Origin of the sequence: Nocardia sp. CA-128927 (assembly GCF_050955855.1) — a bacterium.
Classification (GTDB): Bacteria; Actinomycetota; Actinomycetes; order Mycobacteriales; family Mycobacteriaceae; genus Nocardia.
This window is the reverse complement of record NZ_CP192087.1, coordinates 3431120-3455920: the sequence shown is the minus strand read 5'-3', so window position 1 is coordinate 3455920 and position 24801 is coordinate 3431120. Positions and strand designations below refer to the sequence as shown.

The following is a 24801-nucleotide window of genomic DNA, read 5'->3' as shown; positions in this document are numbered from 1 at the left end:
GAAACTGTGCGGCAGTTCCAGCTCCGCGCGCGGCAGGACCACCGAGACCAGTTGGTGGCGGACCCCGATTCAAGCTCGCTAACCGCACACCTTCTGACCCGACGCGCATGCGGGCTGTTGCGAAATGGTGGGTGGGTGTTGTCCGGCCGCGTAGCGGCCGGACAACAGGATTTGTGGGTTGTTGGGTGTGTCGAGGGTTGGTGATCGATGATGTGTTGGTGGCCAAGGGTTATCGCTGGGTGGATCGTGATCAGCAGTTTTTGATGCCGCCGGATATGCGTGAGTGGTTGAGTGATTCCGATCCGGTGTGGCTGGTGATCGAGGCGGTGGCGGGGTTGGACACTTCGCGGTTGCATGCCAAACGCCGCACTGGTGGTGTGGGGCGTGCGGGGTATGACCCGGATATGTTGCTGACGTTGTTGATTTGGGCGTGGGCCCAAGGCCAGCGGTCCTCGCGCAAGATCGAGTGGTTGTGCTCGCGTGATGTCACCTTCCGGGTGATCTGTGCCGGGGATGTGCCTGATCATGTGACCATTGCCCGGTTCCGTGGCGAGCTGGCTGATGTGGTGGAGGAGTTGTTCACCCAGGTCCTGGTGTTGTGCGCGCGTCTGGGTATGGGCCGGTTGGGGGTGGTGGCGATGGATTCGGTGAAGATCGCCTCGAACGCGTCGTTGAGCGCGAACCGCACCGAGGAGGGGTTGCGGGCGGCTGCTGGCGAGCAAGCCGTCGCTGATGCGGCGCGGGCGGCCGCGCGGGCGGCGGCGGCCGAGCATGCGGCCACCGATGCCGCCGAGGACGAGCAGTTCGGGCCCGATGAGCGTGGTGGGGGCATGTCCACGGAGTTGGTCGAGCCCTCGGCTCGGGCGGCGCGGATCGCTGCGGCGTTGGCGGAGTTGGAGGCTGAAAACGCCGCTCGCGCCGAGGCGCGTGAGGGGGCCGGGGCCCGTCGGCGCGAGCGTGAGCAGGCCAGGCAGGTCGCTCGTGATGCGATGGTCGCTGACTATCAGCGCCGTCGTGACGAGCGGGGGCCCCGGGTCGGGTTGCCCCCGGCCGAGATCCGGGTGCAGGTGCTGACCCGCAACTGGGAACAGGCCCGCGCCGCGCAGCAAGCCAAGATCGAGCGCTGGCTGGCGGCGGGCGGGCGCGGGCGCCGGCCCGCCCCGGTGGATGAGGAGTACGCGGTCAAACGCGTGCGCCGGGCATTGGATCGTGCGGTCGCCGCGCAGGCGGTAACCGCGCAGGCCGAGGCGGTGACCCGGGCTGGGGCGGCCCGCAAGGCCGCCGAGCGGGCCGGCAACGATAAAGACGCCCAGCGCAATATCACCGACCCCGAGTCTCGCCCGATGCCGCTGCGCGGCGGGGGATGGTTGCAGGGATTCAACTGTCAGGCCGTCACCTGCGGCGACGGACTGATCATCGCTACCGGGGTCGCCAACAATCCCAGCGACTGTCCCGCCTTCGCCGAGATGATGGGCAAGGCCGCTACCGCCGCCGACCTCATCACCGCCCACCATCCCGTAGACACACACGAAAACCCTTCTATCGCAACACTTCTCAACGACTACACGGCCGCGGTAACAGCCCCGGCCGGTCCCGACACCACTGGTGAAACCTCACCCGCCCCGATCGGAATGCTGCTCGCCGACGCCGGCTACCTGAGCACCGATAACCTCACCGCCGCCGGGCCCGCCCGGCTCATCGCCATCGGCAAACGCCGTGACCTGGCCACCGCCGCCCGCACCCGGCCCACCACCGGCCCCCCGCCCACCGACGCGCCGGTGATCGAGCAAATGGATCACCGGCTGCGCACACCAGAAGGCGCCGCCCTCTACAAACAACGCAGCCACATCGCCGAAACCCCCTTCGGCCACGCCAAACACAACCTCGGCTTCCGACGCTTCACCAGCCGCGGAACCAGCCGGGCCGCAGCAGAATTCAGCTTCCACGCCCTCGTTCACAACCTGTTCAAAGCCATCGGAACCCGCCACCTCACCCTGGCACCCTGCTGACAAGCAGGACCGGGAGGATCTACCAACCCCGTGTTGCCGGCCACTACGCGGCCCGCAACACCAGCACCCATTTCGCAACAGCCCGCATCGAATCGCATGCGATTGCGTGTGCGGGAAACCAGAAGGTTTGCGGCTGTTCTAGTTTCGTTCGGGGAGCGGGGTCGCGGTGAGTGGTTGGGGGCGGTGCTCGGTTAGTACTGCAACGACACTCAGTTGAGTAGTTGCTGGTAGTTCTGTTGTGTGGTGTTGGATCGTGTTGTGGCGGAGTTTGATTCGTTGATGAGCAGGATCGGGGCCCGGTTCACGCGGTCTGAGCCGCGTGCTCGGGCGGGTGAATATGTGTCGGGGCTGGTCGCGGGTCTGGAACGCAAGAACGGGTGGACCGTGGCCGAGCATGCCGGGGAGGCAGGCCCACAGGGGATGCAGCGGTTGTTGCGGAAGGCGGACTGGGATGTCGAGGGTGTGCGCGACGACGTGCGTGATTACGTCATCGAACATCTCGGTGATCCGGAGGCGGTGCTGGCAGCCGATGAGACCGGGTTCCTGAAGAAGGGTGTGAAATCGGCTGGGGTGCAACGGCAGTACTCGGGAACGGCCGGACGCACCGAGAACTGCCAGATCGGAGTGTTTCTGGCGTATGCGTCCACGCACGGGCACGCGTTGATCGATCGGGAACTGTATCTGCCCCAGTCGTGGACCGGTGACCGTGACCGCTGCCGGGGCGCGGGCATCCCTGACGAGGTCGAGTTCGCCACCAAACCGCGGCAGGTGATCGCCATGCTGGAGCGGATACTCGCCGCCGGGGTGCCGTTTCGATGGTTCACCGCCGACGAAGCCTACGGCCAGGCTGGTTACCTGCGTGACTGGCTCGAAGAACGTGACGTGTTCTATGTGATGGCCACCCGATGCGATCAGCAGATCACCACCCGCGCCGACCGCAGTGCCCGCGCTGACGCCCTGGTCGCCGAGTTCAAGGCTTCGACGTGGCAGCGGCTCTCGGTCGGTGCCGGCGCGCACGGGCCCCGGGAATTCGACTGGGCGCGCCGCCAGATCGAGGGCACCTGGGCAGGTGGGCGCGGGCACTGGCTGCTGGCGCGGCGCAGCATCAGCAACCCGACCGAGATCGCCTACTACCTCTGCTACGGCCCAGCCTCGGCGCGGCTGGTCGATCTGGCCTTCACGACCGGGTCTCGCTGGCACATCGAGGAAGCGTTCCAACAAGCCAAGGGCGAGGCCGGACTCGACCACTACCAGGTCCGATCCTGGCGGGCCTGGTACGCCCACATCACCCTGTCGATGCTCGCCCTGGCCTGGCTGGCCGCGTCCAAAGCCATTGCCGCAAAGGGGACTCGTCGACCACGACGAAGGCATGATCGCGCTGACACTACCGGAGATCCGCCGACTACTCGTCGCACTCGTCCTCACCCGCCACCATGACACCGATCACACCTGGGCCTGGTCGAGATGGCGACGCCGCCGCCAATACCAAGCCCGCCTCTCCCACTACCGACGCCGCGGACACCCCCTCAACTGAGTGTCGTTGCAGTATTAGGCCGGGGAACCAGCGGTAGGTTGCGACGGCACCCGCCGCCGCTGCCGCCGCCAGTGCGAGCGCCGAGATACTCAGCAGCGCAACGGCGCTGATCGCTCCGGCGACGATCGGGCCCGCGAACATGCCGATGTCATGCGTCAACCGCCAGGCGCCGAGGAATTCGGCGCGGCGGCCGTCCGGTGCGACGTCGGCGCCGACGGTCATGATCACGCCGTTGCTGATGCCGTTGGCCAGGCCGAGGAGCACGGCGACCACGCCCATACCGAGCATCGACGACGTGCACGGCAGCACGCCGAATCCGGTGGCGAACAACACCATTGCCGGAACGCCGGTGGCGCGGCTGCCTCGCCGGTCCAGCCAGATGCCCGCCGGATAAGACATCAACACGTCCACCGCACCCGCGATACCGAACACCAGACTCGTGGCCGACGCACTCATTCCGATATGCGCGGCCCACAGCGGAAGCAGCGCGACCCTGGATGCCCGCACGGCACCCATCAACAGCGCCGCCGTCCCCAAAGTGCCGAGCACCCCGATGTTTTCGACCACTACCGAACGCAAGGTGTGCTCGCCCTTGCCCGCGTCGTCGCCCTCCGGCGACGGGATGGCGACCATCGCGACACCGGACAGCACCGTGGTGGCGAGCTGTAACCACAGCGCACCACTCGGCCCCATGCTGTGCACCAGCGCGGCGCCCAGAAACGGCCCGCAGAAGAAGCCGAGCCGATGCGATCCCGCCAGCGTCGACATCGCCCGGCCCCGCTCCGTGGCGGGCATGACCGCCACGATGTACGTCTGGCGAGCCAGCCCCCACACCGCGGCGGACGCACCGTTGAGCAGTAGTCCGACCGCCAGCACCCAGACGTTCGGCGCGACGACCGCGCACAGCACTCCGATCACGCCGAGCACCGAACCGACCGCGATGGCACCCCGCTCCCCGATCCGAGCCACCACCCGACCGGCAGGCAGATCGGCCACGACCATGCCGAGCCCGCTCAGCGCGACCAGCACCCCGGCCAGCCCGATCGAGGCCCCGAGATCCAGCGCGCGCAGCGCATACATCGGCGACGCGGCGCCTGCTCCGGTGCCGTAGAGCGCCATCGGCACGAACACGGTCCAGGTGAGCGAGCGCAGCCGAACGGGTTGTGCAGTAGTGGTATCGACTCCAGTGCTCACCGCGCCGGAGCCGAGCGGTGCATCAGAGCGAGACAGTCACTTTCGCTCACTGGGCCAGGGCCGGTTGGCGGGCAGTCCGGCCCGCCGGACGCGGCAGGCCGAAGTGATCACGCAGCGTCGTACCGCTGTACTCGGTACGGAACAGGCCGCGCTCTTGCAGGATCGGAACGACGGTCTCGGCGAACACCTCCAGCCCGCCCGGGTAGTACGGCGGCATCACATTGAAACCGTCTGCCGCACCGCTGCGGAACCACTCCTCGATCGTGTCGGCGACCTGCTCGGGAGTCCCGGCGAACACCCGGTGCCCGCGCGCTCCGGCCAGCTTGTGCAGCAACCCACGCACGGTCGGCCGCTCACGCTGCACGATGCCCGCGACGACCTGGAGGCGACTACGGGCGTTGTCGGTGACATCACCCGCATCGTCGAACAGATCCACCGGGACCGCCTCGTCGAGCGGAAGGTGACGCAGGCTCTTGCCGACGATGTTCTCCAGTTGCGTCAGACCGTATTCCGGCACGGTGAGCTCGTTGAACTCGCGTTCCAGCGCCTTGGCCGCGGCCTCGGTGTCGCCGATGAACGGGCTGATGCCGGGCAAGATCTTGACGTGATCCGGGTTCCGGCCGAAACCCTGTGCCTGCGCCTTGATGTCGGCGTAGAACTTCTGCGCGTCCTCGAGGCGCTGATGCGCGGTGAAGATCGCCTCGGCGTACTTGCCCGCGAACGAGCGGCCCTCGTTGGACGCGCCCGCCTGCACCAGCACCGGATAGCCCTGCGGCGTGCGCGGCGCATTGAAAGGTCCACGCACCCGCAGATGTTCGCCGACGAAGTCGATCGGGTGGATCTTGTCCGGGTCGGCGTAGATCCCGCCCGCCTGGTCCAGCTGGATGGCGTCGTCCTCCCAGCTGTCCCACAGCGCGACCACGGCGTCCACGAATTCCCTTGCCCGCGCATAACGTTCGGCGTGGTCGGGGTGCTTGTCGAGACCGAAGTTGGCGGCGGCCAGGTCGGTTCCGGTAGTGACGATGTTCCAGCCCGCCCGGCCACGGGAGATGTGGTCCAGCGTGGAGAACAGCCGCGCCAGGTTGTAGGGCTCGTAGTAGGTGGTCGACGCGGTGGCGATCAGCCCGAGATGCGTTGTCGCCGTGGCGATGGCGGTGAGCAGAGTAATCGGCTCCAGGCCGGAACCCGCGTTGTGCTTGACATTGGTGCGCAGCGCGGGCCCGTCGGCGAAGAACACCGCGTCGAGTTTCGCGGCCTCGGCGGTGCGGCCGATCTCCTGGTAGTAGTCGACGTCATAGATCCGGCCGGGCTGGCTGTCGGGATGCCGCCAGGCGGCCTCGTGGTGACCGGATGGGTAGATGAACGCGTTGAGGCTGAGCTGACGCGGAGTACTCATGAGGCTTGCTTCTCTTCTTCGTGGTGGCTCGGCAGGTCGTTGGACGCGACGCCGAGGCTGGCGAGCAGCAGGGACCGGTGCCGGATGAAGGCCGGATCACTGTGCCTGCGTGGACGTTCCAGGTCGATGCGCTGGTCGACGGCGATACGGCCTTCGTCGAGCACGAGGACGCGATCAGCGAGCAGCACCGCCTCGTCGACGTCGTGGGTGACGAGCAGGACGGCGGGCCGGTGCTTGGCGCACAGGTCTTGCAGCAGCGCGTGCATCTTGATCCGGGTGAGCGCGTCGAGCGCCCCGAACGGTTCGTCGGCCAGCAGCAGCTCCGGCTCCCGTACCAGCGAACGCGCCAGCGCGACGCGTTGCTGCTCACCACCGGAAAGCTGCCTGGGCCAGGACTTTTCGCGACCGGCCAGGCCGACCTCGGCGAGTGCGGCGCGACCGCGCTCGGCGGCGCCTTGCCCGCTCAAGCCGAGAGTCACATTGTCGAGCACCCGGATCCACGGCAGCAGCCGCGAATCCTGGAACACCACGGCACGTTCGGCGGGCACCGTCAGCTCGCCCGAACCCGGCACGTCGTAGTCCAGCTCCGCGAGCGCCCGAAGCAGCGTGCTCTTGCCCGAGCCGCTACGCCCCAGCAGGGCAACGAATTCCCCGCGCGCGATGTCGAGATCGATGTCGCGCAGCACGACCCGTTCACCGAAGCCGCGTCGCAGATCGCGGGTGCGGACGACGTTCAGTCCCCCAATGTCTGTCGCCATGACAGCGCCTTCCTTTCCACCGCGCGCACGGCGAGATCACCGAAAAGCCCGAGCAGCCCGTAGATCACGAGCCCGACCACGATCACGTCGATCTGCCCGTAGGTGCGGGCCTGCGTCATCAGGTAGCCGATGCCGCTGGTGGCGTTGACCTGTTCCACCACGACCAGGGCCAGCCAGGCGATGGTGACCGCGAGCCGCAGCCCGGTGAAGAACCCGGGCAGCGAGCCGGGCAGCGCGATCCGGCGGATGAAGCCCCAGCGCGAAAGACCAACCGTCTGTGCGAGTTCCACATACCGGGAGTCGACGCTGCGCAGGTAGGCGTGCGTGTTCAGATAGATCGGGATCGCCACGCTCGTCGTGATGACGAGCAGCTTCATCTCCTCGCCGATGCCGAACCAGACGATGAACAGCGGGATCAACGCAAGGGTCGGAATGGCGCGCTTGATCTGAATCGGGCCGTCCACCAACGCTTCACCGATCCGGCTCAAGCCCGCGACGAGCGCGAGAACCAAGCCGACGGCGACACCGATCACCAGGCCGATACCGGCCCGCTGCACCGAGGTGAGCAGATTGGATTGCAGCCTGCCGTCGGAAATCAGCTCACCGGCGGTCGCGGCGACCGTCCACGGCGCAGGCAAGGTCTCCGGATCCAATGTGCCGGAAGCGGATCCGAGCACCCAGGCGGCGATCAACAACGTCGGCCCGATGGCGGCGCCGAACGGAATCGGTCGTCCCGGCCCGAGCCGGGGCCGAGCGGGCTTGCGCTTGGCCAGCTCGCGCGCCGGTGCGGCGTTGCGGCCGAGCCTGTTCCATACTCCGGCATCCAACGTTGCCATCAGCGTGCCTTCGGCTCGAACGACGCACCGCTCGCGGTGACCGCCTCGGTGATCGCGGCGTCGTAGCGCAGGTCGAAGCCCTTGGCCGCCTGCACTTTCTTCGGCAGCTCACCGGCCTTGGCGATGGCGTCGATGGTGGCCTGCTGCCGGTCGACGAGCTGCTGATCCAGGTGCGGGAAGGTGAAGGTGCCGAGCGATTCGACGATGCGCTTGGCGTCGTCCGCGCTGACCTTCTGGTTCTCCACGTAGTACTTGCGCGCCCACTCCTCCTGGTGGGTGTTGACCCACTGGTTGGCCCGCACGAAGGCGGCGACCAGGGCACGGGTCGCGGCGGCCTTGGCCGGATCCTGCGTCACCGCGCGCCGGGCATACAGGTAGCCGAGGCCGCCGTAGATGCCCTCGGTCTGTGAGTCCGGGATCAGCGACGCACCCGGAGTCCGCAGCAGCCGTGTGACATTCGGCTCGATCAGCGGGGCGACGTCGACCTGCGCGGTGCGCACGGCGTCGAGGAACTCGGCCAGCTGCAGTCGGATCAGTTGCACGTCACCGGGTTTCAGCCCGGCCCTGTCCAACGCGCGCAGCACTGCCGCCTGCTGGGCGGTGCCCTCGGCGTAGGCGATCTTCTTGCCCTTCAAATCGGCCAGCGTGGTGATCGATTTACCCGGCGCCACCGCGAGTTTCAAAGCGGTGGTGCTGGTTTGATAGGCGGCCACGATCGGCACGTCCTGCCCGGCGATCAGCGCGTGGATCGGCGGGACATCGCCCACCTGCGCGACGTCGGCGGCCTCCGCGCGGAAGGCTTCTAGAATGGCCGGGCCGCCGGTGAAGTTGGCGAACTCGACCTTGAACGGCAACTTGTCCAGTTCGCCGGACACCCGGAGCGCCTGCTGCAGGCGCTCGGACTGGTCGGCGACAACGAGTTTGGTTCCAGCTGGAACTTCAACGGGTAGTGGCGTGTCCGCGGCGACGGGACCGACCGGCTTGTCGTTGTTCGTGCAGCCGGTGAGTCCGAGGGTCGCAACGGTTGCCACGGCGAGCAATGCGGCGGTGGTGCGGCCATGGCGGCCGAACAAAAACGTGCGTGGTCGGTACATACACGGATTCAAACAAGACAAAACCGGCCCGAACACCGTTTGTCTCAGGCTGGTTCGAACTGCTCAGCGCGGTGTCGCTCGAACTACTCAGCGCGGTGCCGCCGCGATCGGCGTCCCCCGGACCTGCGCCTGGTAGCTCTGGATGAACGGCAGGATCTGCTGTTCGATGAACGTGTTGTACTCGCGCGGCCGCTGCATCGGGTTGGCGTGGCCGGTGTTTCGCGCGAGCACCACCGACAGCGTGCCATCCACGCCGCCGGACTGCTCGATCAGCACCCGATGCGAGTACTCGACATCGACCACCCGGTCCCGGCTCGGATCGCGCGGGCGGATGAAAACGATGGCGGGGCGCGGCTTTCCGTCCACCGGCGCGGCCAGCGCCCGCAGATCGTTCGTCGCGCCGCCGGCCACGATCGCGGTGAACTGCGCCTCGATCAGGCCGTTGCTCGCCGCGTTGCGGGAGAAGATCTTCTCCCGCAACACCTCACGGAGCACCTCACCCAGCTTGGCGAAGCGGATCCCCGGCGGTACGCCACCGCCGCCGTCGGAGACGAAACGATCCCGGCGCGCATATGTTTCCACCGCAAGCCGCAACAGCCTGCTCTCCCGCGCGCCGGGCAGCCAGCGCATCCACCGCACCATGTCCTCGCCCGCGCCGCGGCTCTCCGGACGGACCGCGTTCAGGTCCACCGGCGTGCAGTCGAGAATCACGCCGACCAGGCGGCGGTCGCTGTCGAGGTGGACGTGCTTGGCGACCTCCAGCGCGATCACGCCGCCCATGCTGTGCCCGACCAGCACGATGTTCTTCAGCCCGGACAGCTCGGCGGCGCGCACGATCAGGTCGGCGATCACCTTGGTGTCGATACCTTCGTTGTCGTAGCGGATGGCCCACACCACGCCCATGCCGCGCAGCGAGGGCAGGGCGGCGGCGGTCGAGCTGGCGTCCAGGCCGCCGAGACCGACCATGTCCACTACGACGGTGTCCCAGTTCTTGGGGTCGGTCGGCGCCGCGACGGGCAGGATCGCGGGTTCGGTGCGCGCGAGTCGTGCTTGTTCGGGTTCGACGTCGAAGGTCAGGTACTGGGCGAAGACGACCAGGACGGCGGCGAGCAGTACAACCACCCGTAGGACTGCCGACCTGGTCCGGCGCAACGTCTTCCACTCGTGCCACAGGTTGGTGTCCCGTAGCCGGGCTTTGCGTCGCGCGTCGTCCCAGTCCGTGACAGTGGACGGGTGCCGGTCTTCGAACGGCGACATCTATCCCACTGTAGGTAAGGGTGTGGAAGGCTGCCATGTCACTCGCCACCCGGCAACGAGCGTTAACCCGACCGACCGGTAGAGTTCTGCCGTCATCCCTGGCGGGTGCGAGAATCCGGTGCAATCCCGGAACGGTCGCGCCACTGTGATCGCCCTCACCGGCGAGAGTCAGACCTCCCCTGCCAGACAACTCTGGAGAGGCCGCGACTTGCCTGTGGAGCACTACCGATGAACCGTGTCCGCGCGGCGCTCATCTTCCCTGTCCTCGGGGCGCTGCTGGTCTGCGCGATGATCCTCGCGACCGGGTTCGGCGCGGAAACGCTGCCGGTCTCTTCGGTGTTGGAGGTGCTGCGGCACCGGGTTACCGGGCAGGCGCCCACCGACTTCGGCCTCGACACCATCGTGTGGCAGCTCCGGGTGCCGCGCACGGTGCTGGCCGCGATCGTCGGCGCGGGGCTGGCGTTGGCCGGGGCGGCCATGCAGACCCTGGTGCGTAATCCGCTCGCCGATCCGTATCTGCTCGGGGTGTCCTCGGGTGCGGGTGTCGGCGCGGCGGCGGTCATCACCTCCGGGCTGTTCGCCGGTGCCGGGGTGTGGGCGTTGTCCGGTGGGGCACTGGTCGGGGCGCTGATCGCCGCGTCGCTGGTGTTCCTGATCGCGGTCGCGCAGGGCGGGCTGACGCCGCTGCGGCTGGTGCTCACCGGCACCGTGCTCGGCTCCGCGTTCGCCGCGTTGAGCAGCTATCTCATCTTTCGCCATCCCAACCCCGGCGCGGCACAGTCGGTGTTGTTCTGGCTGCTCGGCAGTCTGGCGGGGGCCGACTGGACGCGAATCGCGTTGCCGCTGAGCGTGGTCGCGCTCGCCGGTATCGCGCTGCTCATCGCGGGCGGCTGGCTCGACGCGCTGACTGTCGGAGCCGATACCGCCGCCTCGCTCGGGGTTCCCGTCAAGGAACTCCGCATCGCCCTGTTCTTGTTGCTCGCGGTGCTGGTTGGAGTACTTGTCGCGGTGTCCGGGGGCATCGGGTTCGTCGGTCTGGTCGTGCCGCACGCCGCCCGCCTGCTGGTCGGCCCGCGCCATCGCAGCCTGCTGCCTGCCTGCGCGCTCTGCGGTGCGCTGTTTCTCGTCGTCGCCGACGCCGCCACTCGAATCCTGGTCCGCCCCACCGAAGTTCCCGTCGGTGTGCTGACCGGGCTGATCGGTGCTCCCGCGTTTCTGATCCTGATGGGGCGACGGCGCTATCGGTTCGGTGAATCATGAACGGTCGCAGCGATATAGCCGCCGAGTCCGCGAACGGCCGTGCCGGTGCTGCGGCGCTGGAGGTGCATGGGCTCGCGTGCGCCGCCGGGCGACGGACCGTGGTCGCCGAGGTGACTTTCGCGATCCAGGCCGGGGAGACGATCGGGATCGTCGGGCCGAACGGCACCGGGAAGACGACGCTGCTACACACCCTTGCCGGGGTGCGGCGGCCGTTGCACGGTCAGGTGATCGTGGACGGCCAAGTGCTGCACGAGATGTCGTCGCGGCGGCGGGCGCGAACGGTGGCCATGGTGGCGCAGGACGAGCGGCCGCCCGCCGACCTGCGCGCGGGCGAGGTGGTGGCGCTGGGGCTTACGCCGTACCTGCCGCCGTGGGGTGCCGGTTCGCCGCACGAACAACAGGTTGTCGAGGACGCGCTGGCCACGGTGGACCTGGCCGGATTCGCCGATCGTCCGGTCCATCGGCTCTCCGGCGGCGAACGTCAACGGGTGCTGCTGGCCCGCGCACTCGTGCAGAACACCCCGGTCCTGCTGCTCGACGAGCCGACCAATCACCTGGACATCACCCACCGTCTGGAGCTCCTCGCCCTGGCCCGCACCCTGAACCGCACGGTTGTCATGGCGCTGCACGACCTGGCCCTGGCCGACCGCTACTGCGACCGAATCCTGGTGCTAAACAACGGCACCGCACACCCCCTCGCCGCACCCGCCACTGCCCTGGCCCCCGAGGTGGTCGACCGCGTCTTCGGCGTCCGCGCCCTCCGCGTCCCCCACCCCGAAACCGGCGACCCCCACCTCCTGATCACCCCGCGCGAGTCCACCCGATGACCGCGGATCAGTACTCGACTTGTTGGACACCTTGAGAGGCGAATTCATGAAACATACTCTGCGAGTGTTGGTGGCGGTCGCGCTGGCCGCGGCGGTGGCCGGGTGTAGTGCCGAGAAGACGGCCGCCGGTGATCTGACGATCCGGAATTGCGATGTGGACGTGCGGTTTCCGGCGCCCGCGAAGCGGTTGTTCGTCAATGACGGAAACTTGATCTCGATGGCACTTGCGCTCGGCGCGCAGGATCAGGTGGTTGCCGTGTCGAGCGTGCAGCGCGACGCGGACACGCTGCGCAGGCACTACGGGCCGACCGTCGATCAGCTGAAGTCCGTTGCGCCGGAATACCCTTCGCGTGAGACCGTGCTGGCGCAGGGACCCGACGTGATGGTCGCGGGATGGAGTTACGGGTACGACGAGGCCAAGAACCTGACCCCGGACTCGTTGAGCAAGGCCGGAATCGCGGCCTACACGCTCACCGAGAGCTGCCGTCAGCACGATGGCGAACGCGCGCGCGGCATCGTCGAACCGTGGACGGCGCTGCGCACCGACCTCACCAATCTCGGCGCCATCACCGGCCATACCGACCGCGCCACCGAGGTCAACGCGGACCTGGATCGGCGGCTCGCGGCGCTGGGCAGCGCACCGCAGGCCGAGCGCAAGCCGACCATCTTCCTGTTCGACAGCGCCACCGACTCCCTGATGTCCAGCGGCAGTTTCGGTGCGCCGCAGGCGATCCTGGATGCCGCGGGCGGCCGCAACGTGCTCAGCGACGTGCCCGACACCTGGACCAGGGTGTCCTGGGAGCGCCTGGCCGCCGCCGACCCCGACGCCATCATGTTCGTCGACTACCCGCCGCAGACCTTCGCCCAGAAGGTCGAGGCGCTGCGCGCGAAGCCGGGTATCAACCAGCTCCGCGCCGTCACCGCGGGCCGCTTCCTGAATCTCCCCTACGCCATGTGGACTAGCGGGCCGCTCAACATCGACGCCGCCGAGCAGATCCGCAAGCAACTCGAACGCTGGAACCTCGCCCCCGCCTCCACCATCGAGCCCCGCGCCGACGACACCATCCGCTGAGTCGCGCGCGCCGCTTGTCATGCTGCGCACCGATTCTCCGGCCGCGCACGGAATTGCCGCCAATTCCGTGCGCGTGGGACGAAACTGGGCGCGGCAGCGCTGATGCAGCGGGCACGGTGCCGCGCACCGGTCGCACGGCTGCGCACCGATTCGCTAGCTAATACGTGCGCGCGGGGCGAAACTGTGCGCCGCAGCGGTTAAGCGAACGGCGACCAAGTGGGGGTGAACCAGCCGGGGGCTGCGGCGGTGAAGCGTTCGCGGTCCCAGGAGCCGGTGCCCGCGGGGATGGTGCCGACGATGTCGACGCCGGTGACGCGGGGTAGGTCGACGCGGTTGCATTCGGCGGCGAGGTCGGGTTCGGCGGGCCACGAGCCGATTACCAGGCCCGCGCATCGGACGCCCGCCGATTGCAGTGCTCGAGTGGTCAATTCGGTGTGGTTGAGGGTGCCGAGACCGGCGGCGGTCACCAAAAGCACCGGTGCGCCGAGCTTTTGGGCGAGGTCGAGCAGGGTGAAATCACCGAGTCGGACCAGCAGTCCGCCCGCACCCTCCACCAGGGTGAGATCGGCGTCGGCGAGTGCGTCTATCCCCGCAACGGTTTCGGCCAGTGTCAGCTCGGGCAATCCCGCGCGACGGGCGGCGGTATCGGGTGCCAGCGGGTCCGGGTAGCGCGCGAGTTCGACGGTCCGAGTGACACCGGTGAGGCGCTCGATCTCAGCCAGGTCGCCGGGTTCGCCTGGGGCAACACCGGTTTGACCCGGCTTACACACCGCCACCGACTTACCTTCGGCCAACGCCATCGCGGTGACAGCCGCAGTGACCACCGTCTTGCCCACTTCCGTGGAAGTTCCAGTGACCAACAGAACGCTCATACGGACACCACCCTCGTAATCGCCACGATCAGAAACAGATTCACGGGTCCGATCCCGCCCGGACACCCGCGCAGCCGACGCGTTCCGCCTGCCGCTCCTTCGATGCTCAAGCGCGCACCGCATCCAGCCCGCGCGCCTGGGCCAGCACCTCGCCGAGAACCGTTGCGATGGTGTCGAGTTCGCCGGGAGTGAGGTTGGCGCGAGCGGTCAACCGCAGCCGCGACGTACCCTCCGGCACCGACGGCGGCCGGAAGCAACCGACATCGAGCCCGTGCGCCCGGCAAGCCTGCGCCGCGTCATAGGCGACCTGTGCCTTCCCGAGCACGACCGACACCACCGCCGAATCCGGCACGGGTACATCGGCAATCCGCGCGATATCGGCGGCACGCTCCAACACGCGCCCCGCCAGCTCGGGCTCACGACGCAGCACTCCCAGTGCCGCGCGCGCCGCGCCGACAGCGGCAGGCGCGAGTCCGGTATCGAAGATGAAGGTCCGCGCGGCATCGATCAGATGCGCCCGCACCCGTTCGCTGGCCAGCACCACCCCACCTTGCGCGGCAAGGGATTTCGACAACGTAGCGGTGATCACCAGGTCCGGCTCCCCGGCCAGCCCGACCTCGTGCACCAGCCCGCGCCCGCCGTCCCCACGCACCCCGAGCCCGTGCGCCTCGTCCACGATCAACACCGCACCCCGCGCACGAGTGACCCGGTGCAGCTCGACAAGCGGCGCGAGATCCCCGTCGGCACTGAACACCGAATCGGTGAGCACCAGCGCCCGCTCCTCGGTCCGCGCGGCAAGCAGGCGATCGACCGCGTCGACGTCACAGTGCGCGGCGACCTCCACTCGAGCCCGCGAAAGCCTGCACGCGTCGACCAGCGACGCGTGACTGCCCGCGTCGGAGACCACCAAGGCCCCGCGCCCCGCCAATGCGGTGACCGCGCCGAGGTTGGCGGCATACCCGGAAGCGAACACGAGTCCTGCTTCAGCGCCGACGAATTCGGCGAGTTCGGTCTCCAGCAACTCGTGCTCGACGGTGGTCCCGGTGACGAGCCGGGAACCGGTCGACCCGGCACCCCAGCGCCGCACCGCCTCGATCGCGCCGTCGATCACCTCGCGGTGGCGAACCAGGCCGAGGTAGTCGTTGGAGGCGAGGTCGATCGACGGCGACCGCGCCGCACGGGGACGTAGTTCACGGCGCAGCCCCGCGGCCACTCGCGCGGACGCGCGCTCGTCCAACCAACTCAACGGATCGGTAGTCACAGCTCCGCAGCATACTTGAACGCCGTTCAAGATGGCCCGCCCCGAGCTGTTCGGTCACCCGGCGAACCAGTTCGGCGTATCGAAACGGAACACCTCACCGGGGGTCACCGTGCGCAGATCCTGTTCGAGTTGCGCCAGCCGGTCCGCGCCGAGCTGACGCGCCCAGCGCTCATGAATCCGGTCGAAGATCCGCGCGGACCGGTCCAGCATGTCGACGGCACGTTCGGTCAGCGTGTAGACCTTGCGCCGCGCATCGGTCGGATCGTGCCCCTGCCGCAGATAGCCCAGCCGCTCGAGCGCCTCGATGTGCTTGCCCGCGGCCTGCTTCGAGATGCCGAGGGCGCGACCGAGATCCGCGGCGGTGCACCCATACGGTCCACCGACGCGACCGACCGCCTGAAAGAGAAAGCCGTGCATCGGCCGCAGCTCGGCATGCCCGTGCTCGGCCAACTCGGCATGCACCTCGTCGATGACGGCACGAAAACCGAGCAGCATCCGCAGCGGCAGCTCGTATCCGCCGGAGTCACTTGACATATTGGACAACCTCGTTGACTATATGGACAACTTCATTGTCTATCTTACGGAGTGACCACGCATGACCGTCATCCAACACACCGAAACCCGTCGCACCGAAACCCCCGGTGGCGTGATGACCACCCTCGCCTCCCCACTCAGGGCGGCACGGCGCTCGCACTCTGGCGGGTCGAGGTGCCCGCCGACCGGACGGGCCCGGTCCACTTCATCGACACCGAGCAGATCTGGACCATCGTCGCGGGCCGCCTCACCATCGACCTCGACGGCACGAAACTCACTGCCGCCGAAGGCGATACGGTGATCCTGCCCGCCGATGTGCTGCGCCAGGTAAGCACCGACGACGCGGGTTTTACCGCCATCGTCGCGGCGCAGGCGGGCGCCAAGGCAGGCGTGCCGGGCAGCGACACCATGGTCGTGCCGCCCTGGATCGCCTGAGCTACTCGGCAATTCGTGATTGCGCCGCGACGGCCGCGCGTATTCCGGCCGTGATCGCCGCGACGTCCGCGTCGGTGCTGATGAACGGCGGCATGGTGTACACCAGATTCCGGAACGGCCGCAGCCACACCCCGGCATCGATGGCGGCATCCGTCGCGGTGCGCATATCCACCGGGCGATCGAGTTCGACCACACCGATCGCGCCGAGCACCCGCGCCTCGACGACGCCGGGCAGGGCACGCAACGGCGCGAGTCCCGCCTCGAGCCCGGATTCGATCCGCGCGACGTCACCGCGCCAATCCCCGGCCGTCAGCAGTTCGAGCGAGGCCACGGCCACTGCGCAGGCCAGCGGGTTGCCCATGAAGGTCGGCCCGTGCATCAAGCCGCCGTGCCCCGCGCTGATCGTCTCGGCGATCGACGCGGTGCACAGCGTGGCGGCCAGGGTGAGGTACCCGCCGGTCAATGCCTTGCCGACGCACATGACGTCCGGGCTGACGCCGACCTGGTCGGCCGCGAAAAACGTTCCGGTGCGGCCGAATCCGGTCGCGATCTCATCGAAGACCAGCAACACCCCGTGCTCGTCGCACAGCCTGCGCAGATCGGTCAGATAGCGCGGGTGATGCCAGCGCATCCCGCCCGCGCCCTGCACGACGGGTTCCACGATGACCGCCGCGACCTCATCGGCGTTGGTGCTGATCATCCGCTCGAGCTCCGCCACATACTCCGGCCGATAGTCGGCTGGCGGCATCGGCGCGAAGACCTGATCGACCAGCACATCGGTCCACAGCGAGTGCATGCCGCCCGTCGGATCGCACACACTCATCGGCGTGAACGTGTCCCCGTGATAACCCCCACGCCAGGTCAGCAGCCGCCGCTTCTCGGGCCGCCCGAACGCGCGCCAGTACTGCAGGCACATCTTCACCGCGACCTCGACCGACACCGATCCGGAGTCGCACAGGAACACCTTGTCCAGGCCGCCCGGCGTGAGCTCGACGAGCAACTCGGCCAGCCGCGCGGCGGGTTCATGGGTGAGGCCACCGAACATCACATGGCTCATCCGCTGCGACTGCGCCACCAACGCGGCATCGAGCACCGGGTGTCGATAGCCGTGAATGGCGGCCCACCAGGAACTCATCCCGTCGATCACCACGCGTCCGTCGGCCAGCGTCAGCCGCGTCCCGGAGGCCTCGGCGACGACCAGCGGTTCGGTCGTCGCGGGGAAACCGCCATACGGATGCCAGACGTGCTTGGCATCGATGGCGGTGATCTCGTCAAGGGTCAGTGCCACAGGAATCCTCGCGGTCTAGCGACGGCCCCGACCCGGAAGGGCGGGCTTGAACGCCGTTCAAGTTACCACTGGAGCTGGGTCGGAAACTCATCCGCGGCAATTTCGGTCGCCTGACGGCCGGACAGGGTTATTCTTTGACTGAGTCAACGATCACCGCACGAATGGAGCCGTCGTGACCACCGTCGCCGCCACGGATATCGCCGCAGTCCGCGAGTTCAACCGCCGCTACACCCGGGTCATCGGCGTGCTCCGCGAAGGACTGCTGGACAGCGAGTACTCGCTCACCGAGGCGCGAATCCTGTTCGAGCTGGCCAACTCCGGGACCGTCGAGGTGGTAACCCTGCGCCAGACACTGGATCTCGACGCCGGTTACCTGAGCCGCATCCTGGCCAGCTTCGAGAACGCGGGCCTGGTGCAGCGCAACCGCTCCGACAGCGACGGCCGCCGCCAACAGGTGCGACTCACCGCCCGGGGCAAGGAGATAGCCGCGGTCCTCGACCAGCGCTCCAGCGACGAAATCGGCTACCTGCTCAACGCCAAACCCCCGGCCGCCCGGGCCCGGCTGGTCACCGCGATGCAGACCATCCAGCAGATCCTGGACCACCCCGCCAATGCGGCAGCCGCGCCCCCTTTCGTCATCAGGGAGCCGAAGGCAGGAGACTACGGGTGGGTCATCGAGCGGCACGCCCGGCTCTACACGAACGAATACGGTTGGGACGGAACGTATGAGGAGCTGATCGTGCAGATCGTCGCCGACTACCTCGCGTCGCACGACGAGCAGCGCGAACGCGCCTGGATCGCCGAATCCGGCGGCGAACCGGTGGGCAGCATCTTCTGCGTCGCCGAGAACGACACCACCGCGCGGCTGCGCCTGCTGCTGGTCGAGCCGACCGCCCGCGGCCTCGGCGTCGGCGCCGCACTGGTCGAGGAATGCCTGCGCTTCGCCACCGCGGCGGGCTACCAGGAGATAGTGCTGTGGACCAACGACGTCCTCACCGCGGCCCGGCACATCTACAAGCGCGCCGGTTTCGAACTGGCCGAGGAGAGCCCGCACCACAGCTGGGGCGCCGACCTGATCGGCCAGACCTGGCGACGCTCACTCACCTCACCCGAGGCCTGAACTCCCGCGCGCCGAACGCCGCATTACTCACAACCTGGATATGGCGGGCAAGACCCCTCGGACCCGAGTACCTCGCGACCGCTCGCATTGCTGTGGGATTACCAGGACGGTTACCTCGCCTGGATTCCGTCGCGGCCGCAACGCGTCGTGCTGGGCGGATTGGCCCGCCTGGCCGTCCGGCTGGGCTACTCGCGGCGCTGGCTGGACACCTGACCAGGCCCGCGCTGACCCGCCTGTCGCAACCACCCGCGCCGAGTAATAGGCCGCTGCCGCTAATGTCGTTGCTATGGCTCAGCCCGACGCAGCGTCCGGTGACGCGACACCACTCGGTGTGTGGCCCGGCACCGCTTACCCGCTCGGCGCGACCTACGACGGGGCGGGCACCAACTTCTCGGTGTTCTCCGAGGTTGCCGACGCCGTCGAGTTGTGCCTGATCGACCGGGACGGCAACGAATCCCGGGTGCCCCTGGACGAGGTCGACGGGTACGTGTGGCATGCCTATCTACCAGCGGTCGGACCGGGTCAGCGCTACGGATTCCGGGTGCACGGTCCCTATGACCCCGAGCACGGATTACGTTGCGACCCGAGCAAACTACTGCTCGACCCGTACGGCAAGGCGTTCGACGGCGAATTCGACAACGACCCGTCGCTGTACACGCACGGCCTGGACTCGCTCGGCCACACCATGGCCGGCGTGGTGATCAACCCGTACTTCGACTGGGGCACCGACCGCGCGCCGAACCGGCCGTACCACGAGACGGTGATCTACGAGGCGCACGTCAAGGGCATGACCGCCACCCACCCCGACGTCCCGGAAGAGTTGCGCGGCACCTACTCCGGCATCGCGCATCCGGCGATCATCGAGCACCTGAAAGGCTTGGGCGTCACCGCGATCGAGCTGATGCCGGTGCACCAGTTCCTGCACGACAGCGTGCTGCTCGATCAGGGCCTGCGAAACTACTGGGGCTACAACAGCTTCGGCTACCTCGCCCCGCACAACGAGTACGCCGCCATCAAACGCGCCGACTCGGCGGTCACCGAGTTCAAGGCGATGGTGCGCGCGCTGCACGCCGAGGACATCGAGGTGATCCTCGACGTGGTCTACAACCACACCGCCGAGGGCAACCATCGCGGGCCGACCATCGGCTTCCGCGGCATCGACAACGCCGCCTACTACCGCGTCCTCGACGACGACCCTTCGCATTACATGGATTACACCGGCACCGGCAACAGCCTGAACGTGCGGCACCCGCACACGCTGCAGCTGATCATGGACTCGCTGCGCTACTGGGTGCTGGACATGCACGTCGACGGCTTCCGCTTCGACCTGGCCGCCACGCTCGCCCGCGAGCTGCACGACGTGGACCGGCTGTCCACGTTCTTCGATCTGGTGCAACAGGATCCGGTGGTCAGTCAGGTGAAGCTGATCGCGGAGCCGTGGGACGTCGGCGAGGGCGGCTATCAGGTCGGCAACTTCCCCGGCCTGTGGACCGAGTGGAACGGCAAGTTCCGCGACACCGTGCGCGACTACTGGCGGGGCGAGCCCGCGACGTTGGGCGAGTTCGCTTCTCGGCTCACCGGCTCCTCGGACCTGTACGAGGCCACCGGCCGCAGGCCGAGCGCGAGCATCAACTTCATCACCGCGCACGACGGGTTCACCCTGCGGGACCTGGTGTCCTACAACGAGAAACACAACGAGGCGAACGGCGAGGACAACCGCGACGGGGAGAGCTGGAATCGATCGTGGAACTGCGGTGTCGAGGGCGACACCGACGACCCGCACATTCTCGCGTTGCGCGCCAGGCAGAGTCGCAACCTGCTGGCCACGCTGGTGCTCAGCCAGGGCGTGCCGATGCTCGCGCACGGCGACGAGATGGGCCGAACCCAGCACGGCAACAACAACGTGTACTGCCAGGATTCCCCGCTGGCCTGGATGGATTGGTCACTGATGCAACAGAATTCGGACCTGCTCGAATTCACCCGCAACGTGATCGCGTTGCGCACCGAGCACCCCATCTTCCGGCGCCGTCGCTTCCTGGACGGCAGGCCGGTGCGGTCGAAGGATCGCGCGCGCGACATCGCCTGGCTCACTCCCGAAGGCGCGGAAATGACCACCGCGGACTGGGACAGCGGCTTCGGTAAGTCGCTGACGGTATTCCTCAACGGCAAGGGCATTCACGAACCCGACCCGCGCGGCGAACGGATCACCGACGACTCGTTCCTGCTGTGCTTCAACGCTCACGACGAGGCCATGGACTTCACACTCCCCAACTCCGACTACGGAACCCAGTGGTCGGTCGCACTGGACTGCGCGACGCCGACCGGCCGGACCGACGCGAGCTACCCCGCGGCGGCCACCATCCCGATCGAATCCCGTTGCCTGCTGGTCCTGCGCCACGCCGGATGACCGGAACACCCATGACCACACCGGAACCCACCGAAACACACGTGACCGATCCGCTCTCGCTGCGCCGCACCCCGGCCCGGCCGACGACGATCCGCAGCACCTACCGACTCCAGCTGCGCCCGGACGCGCTGACCTTCAGCGATGCCCGCACGATCGCGGAATACCTACAGCAGCTGGGCATTTCGCACCTGTACCTGTCGCCGATCCTGACCGCGGCGCACGGTTCGACGCACGGCTACGACGTCACCGACCCCACCACGGTGTCGGCGGCGCTGGGCGGGCCCGCCGGGCTCAAGGCCCTGTCCGACGAAGTACGTAGCCGCGGTATGGGTTTGATCGTCGACATGGTGCCCAACCACGTCGGGGTGGCCGATCCGCGGCAGAACAAGTGGTGGTGGGACGTGCTGCGCAACGGCCGCGAATCCGCCTTCGCGCACTACTTCGACATCGACTGGAGCGCGGCCAATGGCGCGGGCGGCCGCTTGGCGCTCCCGGTATTGCAGAGCGAGAACGACCCGGCGGCGCTCACCGTCGACCGCTCCGGCTCGGAACCGATGCTGGCCCTGCATGATCTGCGCTTCCCCATCGCGCAGGGCACCGACGGCGACAACGCGCTGCGCATCCACGACAAGCAGCACTACCGGCTGGTCAGCTGGAAGGCGGGCGTGTGCACCTACCGCCGGTTCTTCGCGGTCAGCAGCCTCGCCGCGGTCCGCCAGGAGGACAAGGAGGTCTTCGAGGCCACCCACCGCGAGCTCGCCGCCTGGTGCGAGCACGACCTCATCGACGGCGTGCGGATCGACCACCCGGACGGATTGTCCTATCCCGCCGCCTATCTCGCGCGGGTGCGCAGGCTGATCGGCCCGAACCGGCTGCTGCTGGTGGAGAAGATCCTGGCCAACCGGGAGCCGCTGGATTCGACCCTGCCGGTCGACGGCACCACCGGCTACGACGCGCTGGCCGACCTCGGCGGCGTGCTCATCGACCCGGACGGCGAGCAGGCGCTGACCGAGCTGTCCAAGAAGGTCGCCGGGCACGGCAGCGACCGCTCCTGGATCGGCGAGACCGAACACCGGATCAAGCGGGCGGTCGCGGAAAGCATTCTGGCGCCGGAGGTTCGGCGCCTCGTCGCGGCGATCAAGCGGGACGCGGGCGCGGAGAGTTTCGACACCATGGCGATGACCAACGCCACCATCGAGGTGCTCGCGTTCATGCCGGTGTACCGGGCCGACTACGCGCCGCTGGCGGGCATGATCGCCGCCGTCATCGCCGAGGTGGAGAAGCGCAACAGCGAACTCACCGCGCCGCTCGCGGTGCTGGTCACCGCGCTCGCCTCGGATGGTGAAGCGGCGGTGCGGTTCAGCCAGGTCTGCGGCGCGGTCACCGCGAAAGCGGTCGAGGACACCATGTTCTATCAGGCCGCCCGGCTGGTCTCGCTGCAAGAGGTCGGCGGCAATCCGGCCCGATTCGCCCACTCGCTCAACGAGTTCCACCTCTCCAACAGCGAACGCGCGCAGCGCTGGCCCGCCACCATGACGACGCTGTCCACGCACGACACCAAGCGCGGCGAGGACGTGCGCGCCCGCATCGGCGTGCTCTCCCAAGCCGCCGACACGTGGGCGGAAAGCGTCGAGTCCTGGGAGGAGACGGCACCCGGCCCGGACGGCGCGACCACACTGTTCTTGTTGCAGAACATGTTCGGGGTGTGGCCCGCCGACGGCCGCCCCGCCGCCTCGGTCCCCGGCCTGCGCGAGCGGCTGCACAAGTTCGCCGAGAAGTCGATTCGCGAGGCGGGCACCAAATCCTCCTGGGAGGAACCGGATGCCGAGTTCGAGACCGCGGTGCACACCTGGATCGACACGGTGATCGACGGCCCGGTCGGCTCCGAGCTCGGCGACCTGGTGCACGAGCTGGCACCGCACGCATGGTCGGATGCGTTGTCGCAGAAGCTGCTCCAGCTCTGCGGCCCCGGCATCCCGGACATCTACCAGGGCTGCGAGTTATGGGAGGACACCCTCGTCGACCCGGACAACCGCCGCCCGGTGGACTTCTCGGTCCGCACCGGCATGCTGCAATCACTCACCGGCACACCGGCGCTGGACACCACCGGGGCGGCCAAGATGTGGATCGTCGCGTACGCGCTGTGGCTGCGCCGGGAACGCCCCGACTGCTTCGTCGGCGGCACCTACCTGCCGCTGTTCGCCATCGGCGAGCAGGCGAGCAGGTTGGTGTCCTACGCCAGGGGCCGCCTCGGTGCGGCCCCCGAGGTGATCGTCGCGACCACCAGGCACAGTCTCGACCTCGCCGAAACCGGTTGGGGAGATACGACTCTCGATCTCCCCCAGGGCACCTGGACGGACCGGCTAACCGGCCACACATTCCAGGGCCGGGCCCGGCTCGAGAAGCTCTTCGGCAGGCTGCCCGTCGCCCTGCTGGTGCGCTGACACCGGGCTGACCTTCTCCAGCAGCTCCTCGGGGAACATCCCGCCCAGCCGCGCGCGCCAACGGCGCAGGTTGGGCGGGCGGTACTCGTGGTCCTCGTCGACGATCGAGGCCAGCCGGATGCCCTGCTCGTGGCCGTTGGCCAGCTGACGCCAGGAGTCCAGGTAGAACCGCGTGCTGCGCGGATGACGCAGGGTGCGTACGACATTCAGGATGCGGTAGCCGAGACCGAGCGATGGGTGCGGCTGCATGTGCTCCACCGCGTCGGCGGCCCGGCAGGTGTTGGACAACTCCTCGAGCCGGTCGCGATCGAACGCGAGCCCGACCGACTCGGCCTCGCGCACCATCCAGCGCAGCGTGATGTCGGAGAGGCCGCATTCCTTGTAGCCGCCGCCGATATCGCTGTGCACGCCCTCGAACCACACCTGCTTCACCCGCTGGAATCCCCTGCGGTACTTCACCTTCGTCTCGACCGGCACCTCCCAGAGGCACGGCTCGAAGTTGCGCCGCCGCTCGTCGATGGCCAGCGCCTGCCGGGCACAGTGCACGGTCGCGGCGAGCTTGACGTCGTGGAACTTGTACCGCAGCGAGGTGAGACCCGGCACGCCGAGCGCGCCGACGGTGTCGAAGACGCCGAGGAAGTTGATCTTCGGGGAGACCTTGTGGCAGTTGGCCTTACGGAAGTCCACCCACTCCTGGGGGATCGTGCCGTCTTTCGGTGGCACCTGCTGATGGATCTTCAGCGCGTCCGGGTACCTGCCGTTGATCATGGCTTCGGGCGTCAAGATCCCGATGCGGTCGATCAGACCGGACAGGCTACGCGCGGTGAACGCGCCGCGGCTGAACCCGAAGATGTAGATCTCGTCGCCCGGCTGCCAGTTCAGCGCCAGGTGCCAGTACGCGGACGACAGGTTCGCTTCCAGCCCGAGCCCGAACGCGCCACCCATCAGCCGATCGGACAGGAAACCGCGAGCACCGGGGCCCGATACGTAGGTGACCCACTGCTGGATCTTGTCCCCCCGCGGACCGGGCGCGTCGTACCGGATCGTCTGCGCGATCTTGATGATGTTCGATACCGTGCTGCTCGACTCCGCTTTCCAGGTGCCGTCACAACATACGACCAGGCGTTTCATGGACCAAATCCTCCCGCCGGAATCCTGATGAAACCCGCGTACTCGACTACTCGAATCATCGAGCGCGCGGTG

General features: G+C 68.0%; 20 protein-coding genes and 1 pseudogene. 10 read left to right on the top strand and 11 right to left on the bottom strand.

Features of this window, described 5'->3' with window-relative positions:
* The first annotated feature begins 212 nt into the window (after window positions 1-212).
* Both ACQPW1_RS16305 and ACQPW1_RS16300 read left to right on the top strand, forming a co-directional pair.
* Window positions 213-2009 carry a transposase gene (locus tag ACQPW1_RS16305; RefSeq protein ID WP_433665256.1) on the top strand — a complete coding sequence of 599 codons (1797 nt, stop codon included), beginning with the start codon at window positions 213-215 and terminating at the stop codon, window positions 2007-2009.
* Window positions 2010-2249: 240 nt separating this feature from the next.
* A pseudogene (locus ACQPW1_RS16300) lies at window positions 2250-3368 on the top strand (IS701 family transposase); the annotation flags it as partial.
* 43 nt (window positions 3369-3411) lie between these two features.
* On the opposite strand, the gene ACQPW1_RS16295 reads toward ACQPW1_RS16300, so the two are convergent.
* The 6 genes from ACQPW1_RS16295 to ACQPW1_RS16270 all read right to left on the bottom strand — a co-directional run bounded on the left by ACQPW1_RS16295 (window position 3412) and on the right by ACQPW1_RS16270 (window position 10078).
* Window positions 3412-4737 (bottom strand): MFS transporter, encoded by a 1326-nt coding sequence (locus ACQPW1_RS16295; RefSeq protein WP_433663543.1) that lies wholly within the window; start codon window positions 4735-4737, stop codon window positions 3412-3414.
* A 46-nt stretch (window positions 4738-4783) separates the two neighbouring features.
* Window positions 4784-6133 carry an LLM class flavin-dependent oxidoreductase gene (locus tag ACQPW1_RS16290; RefSeq protein ID WP_433663542.1) on the bottom strand — a complete coding sequence of 450 codons (1350 nt, stop codon included), beginning with the start codon at window positions 6131-6133 and terminating at the stop codon, window positions 4784-4786.
* On the bottom strand, window positions 6130-6891 hold the full coding sequence (locus ACQPW1_RS16285) for an ABC transporter ATP-binding protein (protein ID WP_433663541.1): 762 nt from the start codon (window positions 6889-6891) through the stop codon (window positions 6130-6132). Before ACQPW1_RS16285 ends, ACQPW1_RS16290 begins: the two co-directional genes overlap by 4 nt.
* Complete coding sequence (locus ACQPW1_RS16280; RefSeq protein ID WP_433663540.1) at window positions 6867-7727, bottom strand: ABC transporter permease; 861 nt, start codon at window positions 7725-7727, stop codon at window positions 6867-6869. The genes ACQPW1_RS16285 and ACQPW1_RS16280 overlap by 25 nt, the downstream gene beginning before the upstream one ends.
* Complete coding sequence (locus tag ACQPW1_RS16275; RefSeq protein ID WP_433663539.1) at window positions 7727-8821, bottom strand: ABC transporter substrate-binding protein; 1095 nt, start codon at window positions 8819-8821, stop codon at window positions 7727-7729. Before ACQPW1_RS16275 ends, ACQPW1_RS16280 begins: the two co-directional genes overlap by 1 nt.
* 87 nt (window positions 8822-8908) lie before the next feature.
* A complete protein-coding gene (locus ACQPW1_RS16270; RefSeq protein WP_433663538.1) occupies window positions 8909-10078 on the bottom strand; it encodes an alpha/beta fold hydrolase in 1170 nt (389 codons plus the stop codon).
* Between the two features lie 228 nt (window positions 10079-10306).
* On the opposite strand from ACQPW1_RS16270, the gene ACQPW1_RS16265 reads away from it, so the two are divergent.
* From ACQPW1_RS16265 to ACQPW1_RS16255, 3 genes are read left to right on the top strand one after another with little or no spacing between them, the layout of a single operon-like run.
* Window positions 10307-11338 (top strand): FecCD family ABC transporter permease, encoded by a 1032-nt coding sequence (locus ACQPW1_RS16265; RefSeq protein ID WP_433663537.1) that lies wholly within the window; start codon window positions 10307-10309, stop codon window positions 11336-11338.
* Window positions 11335-12165, top strand: coding sequence for an ABC transporter ATP-binding protein (locus ACQPW1_RS16260; RefSeq protein WP_433663536.1), 831 nt, complete (start codon window positions 11335-11337; stop codon window positions 12163-12165). The genes ACQPW1_RS16265 and ACQPW1_RS16260 overlap by 4 nt, the downstream gene beginning before the upstream one ends.
* A gap of 46 nt (window positions 12166-12211) precedes the next feature.
* Window positions 12212-13237: an ABC transporter substrate-binding protein gene (locus tag ACQPW1_RS16255; protein ID WP_433663535.1), complete on the top strand. Its 1026-nt coding sequence runs from the start codon at window positions 12212-12214 to the stop codon at window positions 13235-13237.
* A gap of 197 nt (window positions 13238-13434) precedes the next feature.
* Here ACQPW1_RS16255 and bioD read toward each other — a convergent pair whose 3' ends face one another.
* From bioD to ACQPW1_RS16240, 3 genes are all read right to left on the bottom strand, one after another.
* Window positions 13435-14109: a dethiobiotin synthase gene (gene bioD, locus ACQPW1_RS16250; protein WP_433663534.1), complete on the bottom strand. Its 675-nt coding sequence runs from the start codon at window positions 14107-14109 to the stop codon at window positions 13435-13437.
* 106 nt (window positions 14110-14215) lie between these two features.
* The gene (locus tag ACQPW1_RS16245; protein WP_433663533.1) at window positions 14216-15370 is read right to left on the bottom strand and encodes an 8-amino-7-oxononanoate synthase; all 1155 of its coding nucleotides are present in this window, start codon (window positions 15368-15370) and stop codon (window positions 14216-14218) included.
* Window positions 15371-15424: 54 nt separating this feature from the next.
* A complete protein-coding gene (locus tag ACQPW1_RS16240) occupies window positions 15425-15904 on the bottom strand; it encodes a MarR family winged helix-turn-helix transcriptional regulator (protein ID WP_433663532.1) in 480 nt (159 codons plus the stop codon).
* 51 nt (window positions 15905-15955) lie between these two features.
* On the opposite strand from ACQPW1_RS16240, the gene ACQPW1_RS16235 reads away from it, so the two are divergent.
* A complete protein-coding gene (locus ACQPW1_RS16235) occupies window positions 15956-16339 on the top strand; it encodes a cupin domain-containing protein (RefSeq protein ID WP_433663531.1) in 384 nt (127 codons plus the stop codon).
* Window position 16340: 1 nt separating this feature from the next.
* On the opposite strand, the gene ACQPW1_RS16230 is transcribed toward ACQPW1_RS16235, so the two are convergent.
* Window positions 16341-17627, bottom strand: a complete 1287-nt coding sequence (locus tag ACQPW1_RS16230; RefSeq protein WP_433663530.1) for an adenosylmethionine--8-amino-7-oxononanoate transaminase — start codon at window positions 17625-17627, stop codon at window positions 16341-16343.
* A gap of 172 nt (window positions 17628-17799) precedes the next feature.
* Here ACQPW1_RS16230 and ACQPW1_RS16225 point away from each other — a divergent pair, with 172 nt between their 5' ends.
* From ACQPW1_RS16225 to treY, 4 genes are all read left to right on the top strand, one after another.
* A complete protein-coding gene (locus tag ACQPW1_RS16225) occupies window positions 17800-18747 on the top strand; it encodes a bifunctional helix-turn-helix transcriptional regulator/GNAT family N-acetyltransferase (protein WP_433663529.1) in 948 nt (315 codons plus the stop codon).
* Between the two features lie 87 nt (window positions 18748-18834).
* On the top strand, window positions 18835-18960 hold the full coding sequence (locus tag ACQPW1_RS16220; RefSeq protein ID WP_433663528.1) for a hypothetical protein: 126 nt from the start codon (window positions 18835-18837) through the stop codon (window positions 18958-18960).
* Window positions 18961-19033: 73 nt separating this feature from the next.
* Entirely contained in the window at window positions 19034-21154 is a 2121-nt protein-coding gene (gene glgX / locus ACQPW1_RS16215) for a glycogen debranching protein GlgX (RefSeq protein ID WP_433663527.1), read from the top strand.
* An 11-nt stretch (window positions 21155-21165) separates the two neighbouring features.
* Window positions 21166-23598 (top strand): malto-oligosyltrehalose synthase, encoded by a 2433-nt coding sequence (treY, locus tag ACQPW1_RS16210; protein ID WP_433663526.1) that lies wholly within the window; start codon window positions 21166-21168, stop codon window positions 23596-23598.
* Here the strand turns inward: treY and ACQPW1_RS16205 are convergent.
* On the bottom strand, window positions 23518-24729 hold the full coding sequence (locus ACQPW1_RS16205) for a DUF2235 domain-containing protein (RefSeq protein WP_433663525.1): 1212 nt from the start codon (window positions 24727-24729) through the stop codon (window positions 23518-23520). The two genes, treY and ACQPW1_RS16205, sit on opposite strands and share 81 nt — an antisense overlap.
* Between the last annotated feature and the right edge of the window lie 72 nt (window positions 24730-24801).

Coding starts and splice junctions, on each gene's coding strand:
- ACQPW1_RS16270 (WP_433663538.1), bottom strand. CDS start 10,078: ATGTCGCCGTTCGAAGACCGGCACCCGTCCACTGTCACGGACTGGGAC.
- ACQPW1_RS16260 (WP_433663536.1), top strand. CDS start 11,335: ATGAACGGTCGCAGCGATATAGCCGCCGAGTCCGCGAACGGCCGTGCC.
- ACQPW1_RS16285 (WP_433663541.1), bottom strand. CDS start 6,891: ATGGCGACAGACATTGGGGGACTGAACGTCGTCCGCACCCGCGATCTG.
- treY (WP_433663526.1), top strand. CDS start 21,166: ATGACCACACCGGAACCCACCGAAACACACGTGACCGATCCGCTCTCG.
- ACQPW1_RS16275 (WP_433663539.1), bottom strand. CDS start 8,821: ATGTACCGACCACGCACGTTTTTGTTCGGCCGCCATGGCCGCACCACC.
- glgX (WP_433663527.1), top strand. CDS start 19,034: ATGGCTCAGCCCGACGCAGCGTCCGGTGACGCGACACCACTCGGTGTG.
- ACQPW1_RS16240 (WP_433663532.1), bottom strand. CDS start 15,904: ATGTCAAGTGACTCCGGCGGATACGAGCTGCCGCTGCGGATGCTGCTC.
- ACQPW1_RS16280 (WP_433663540.1), bottom strand. CDS start 7,727: ATGGCAACGTTGGATGCCGGAGTATGGAACAGGCTCGGCCGCAACGCC.
- ACQPW1_RS16290 (WP_433663542.1), bottom strand. CDS start 6,133: ATGAGTACTCCGCGTCAGCTCAGCCTCAACGCGTTCATCTACCCATCC.
- bioD (WP_433663534.1), bottom strand. CDS start 14,109: ATGAGCGTTCTGTTGGTCACTGGAACTTCCACGGAAGTGGGCAAGACG.
- ACQPW1_RS16265 (WP_433663537.1), top strand. CDS start 10,307: ATGAACCGTGTCCGCGCGGCGCTCATCTTCCCTGTCCTCGGGGCGCTG.
- ACQPW1_RS16255 (WP_433663535.1), top strand. CDS start 12,212: ATGAAACATACTCTGCGAGTGTTGGTGGCGGTCGCGCTGGCCGCGGCG.
- ACQPW1_RS16205 (WP_433663525.1), bottom strand. CDS start 24,729: ATGAAACGCCTGGTCGTATGTTGTGACGGCACCTGGAAAGCGGAGTCG.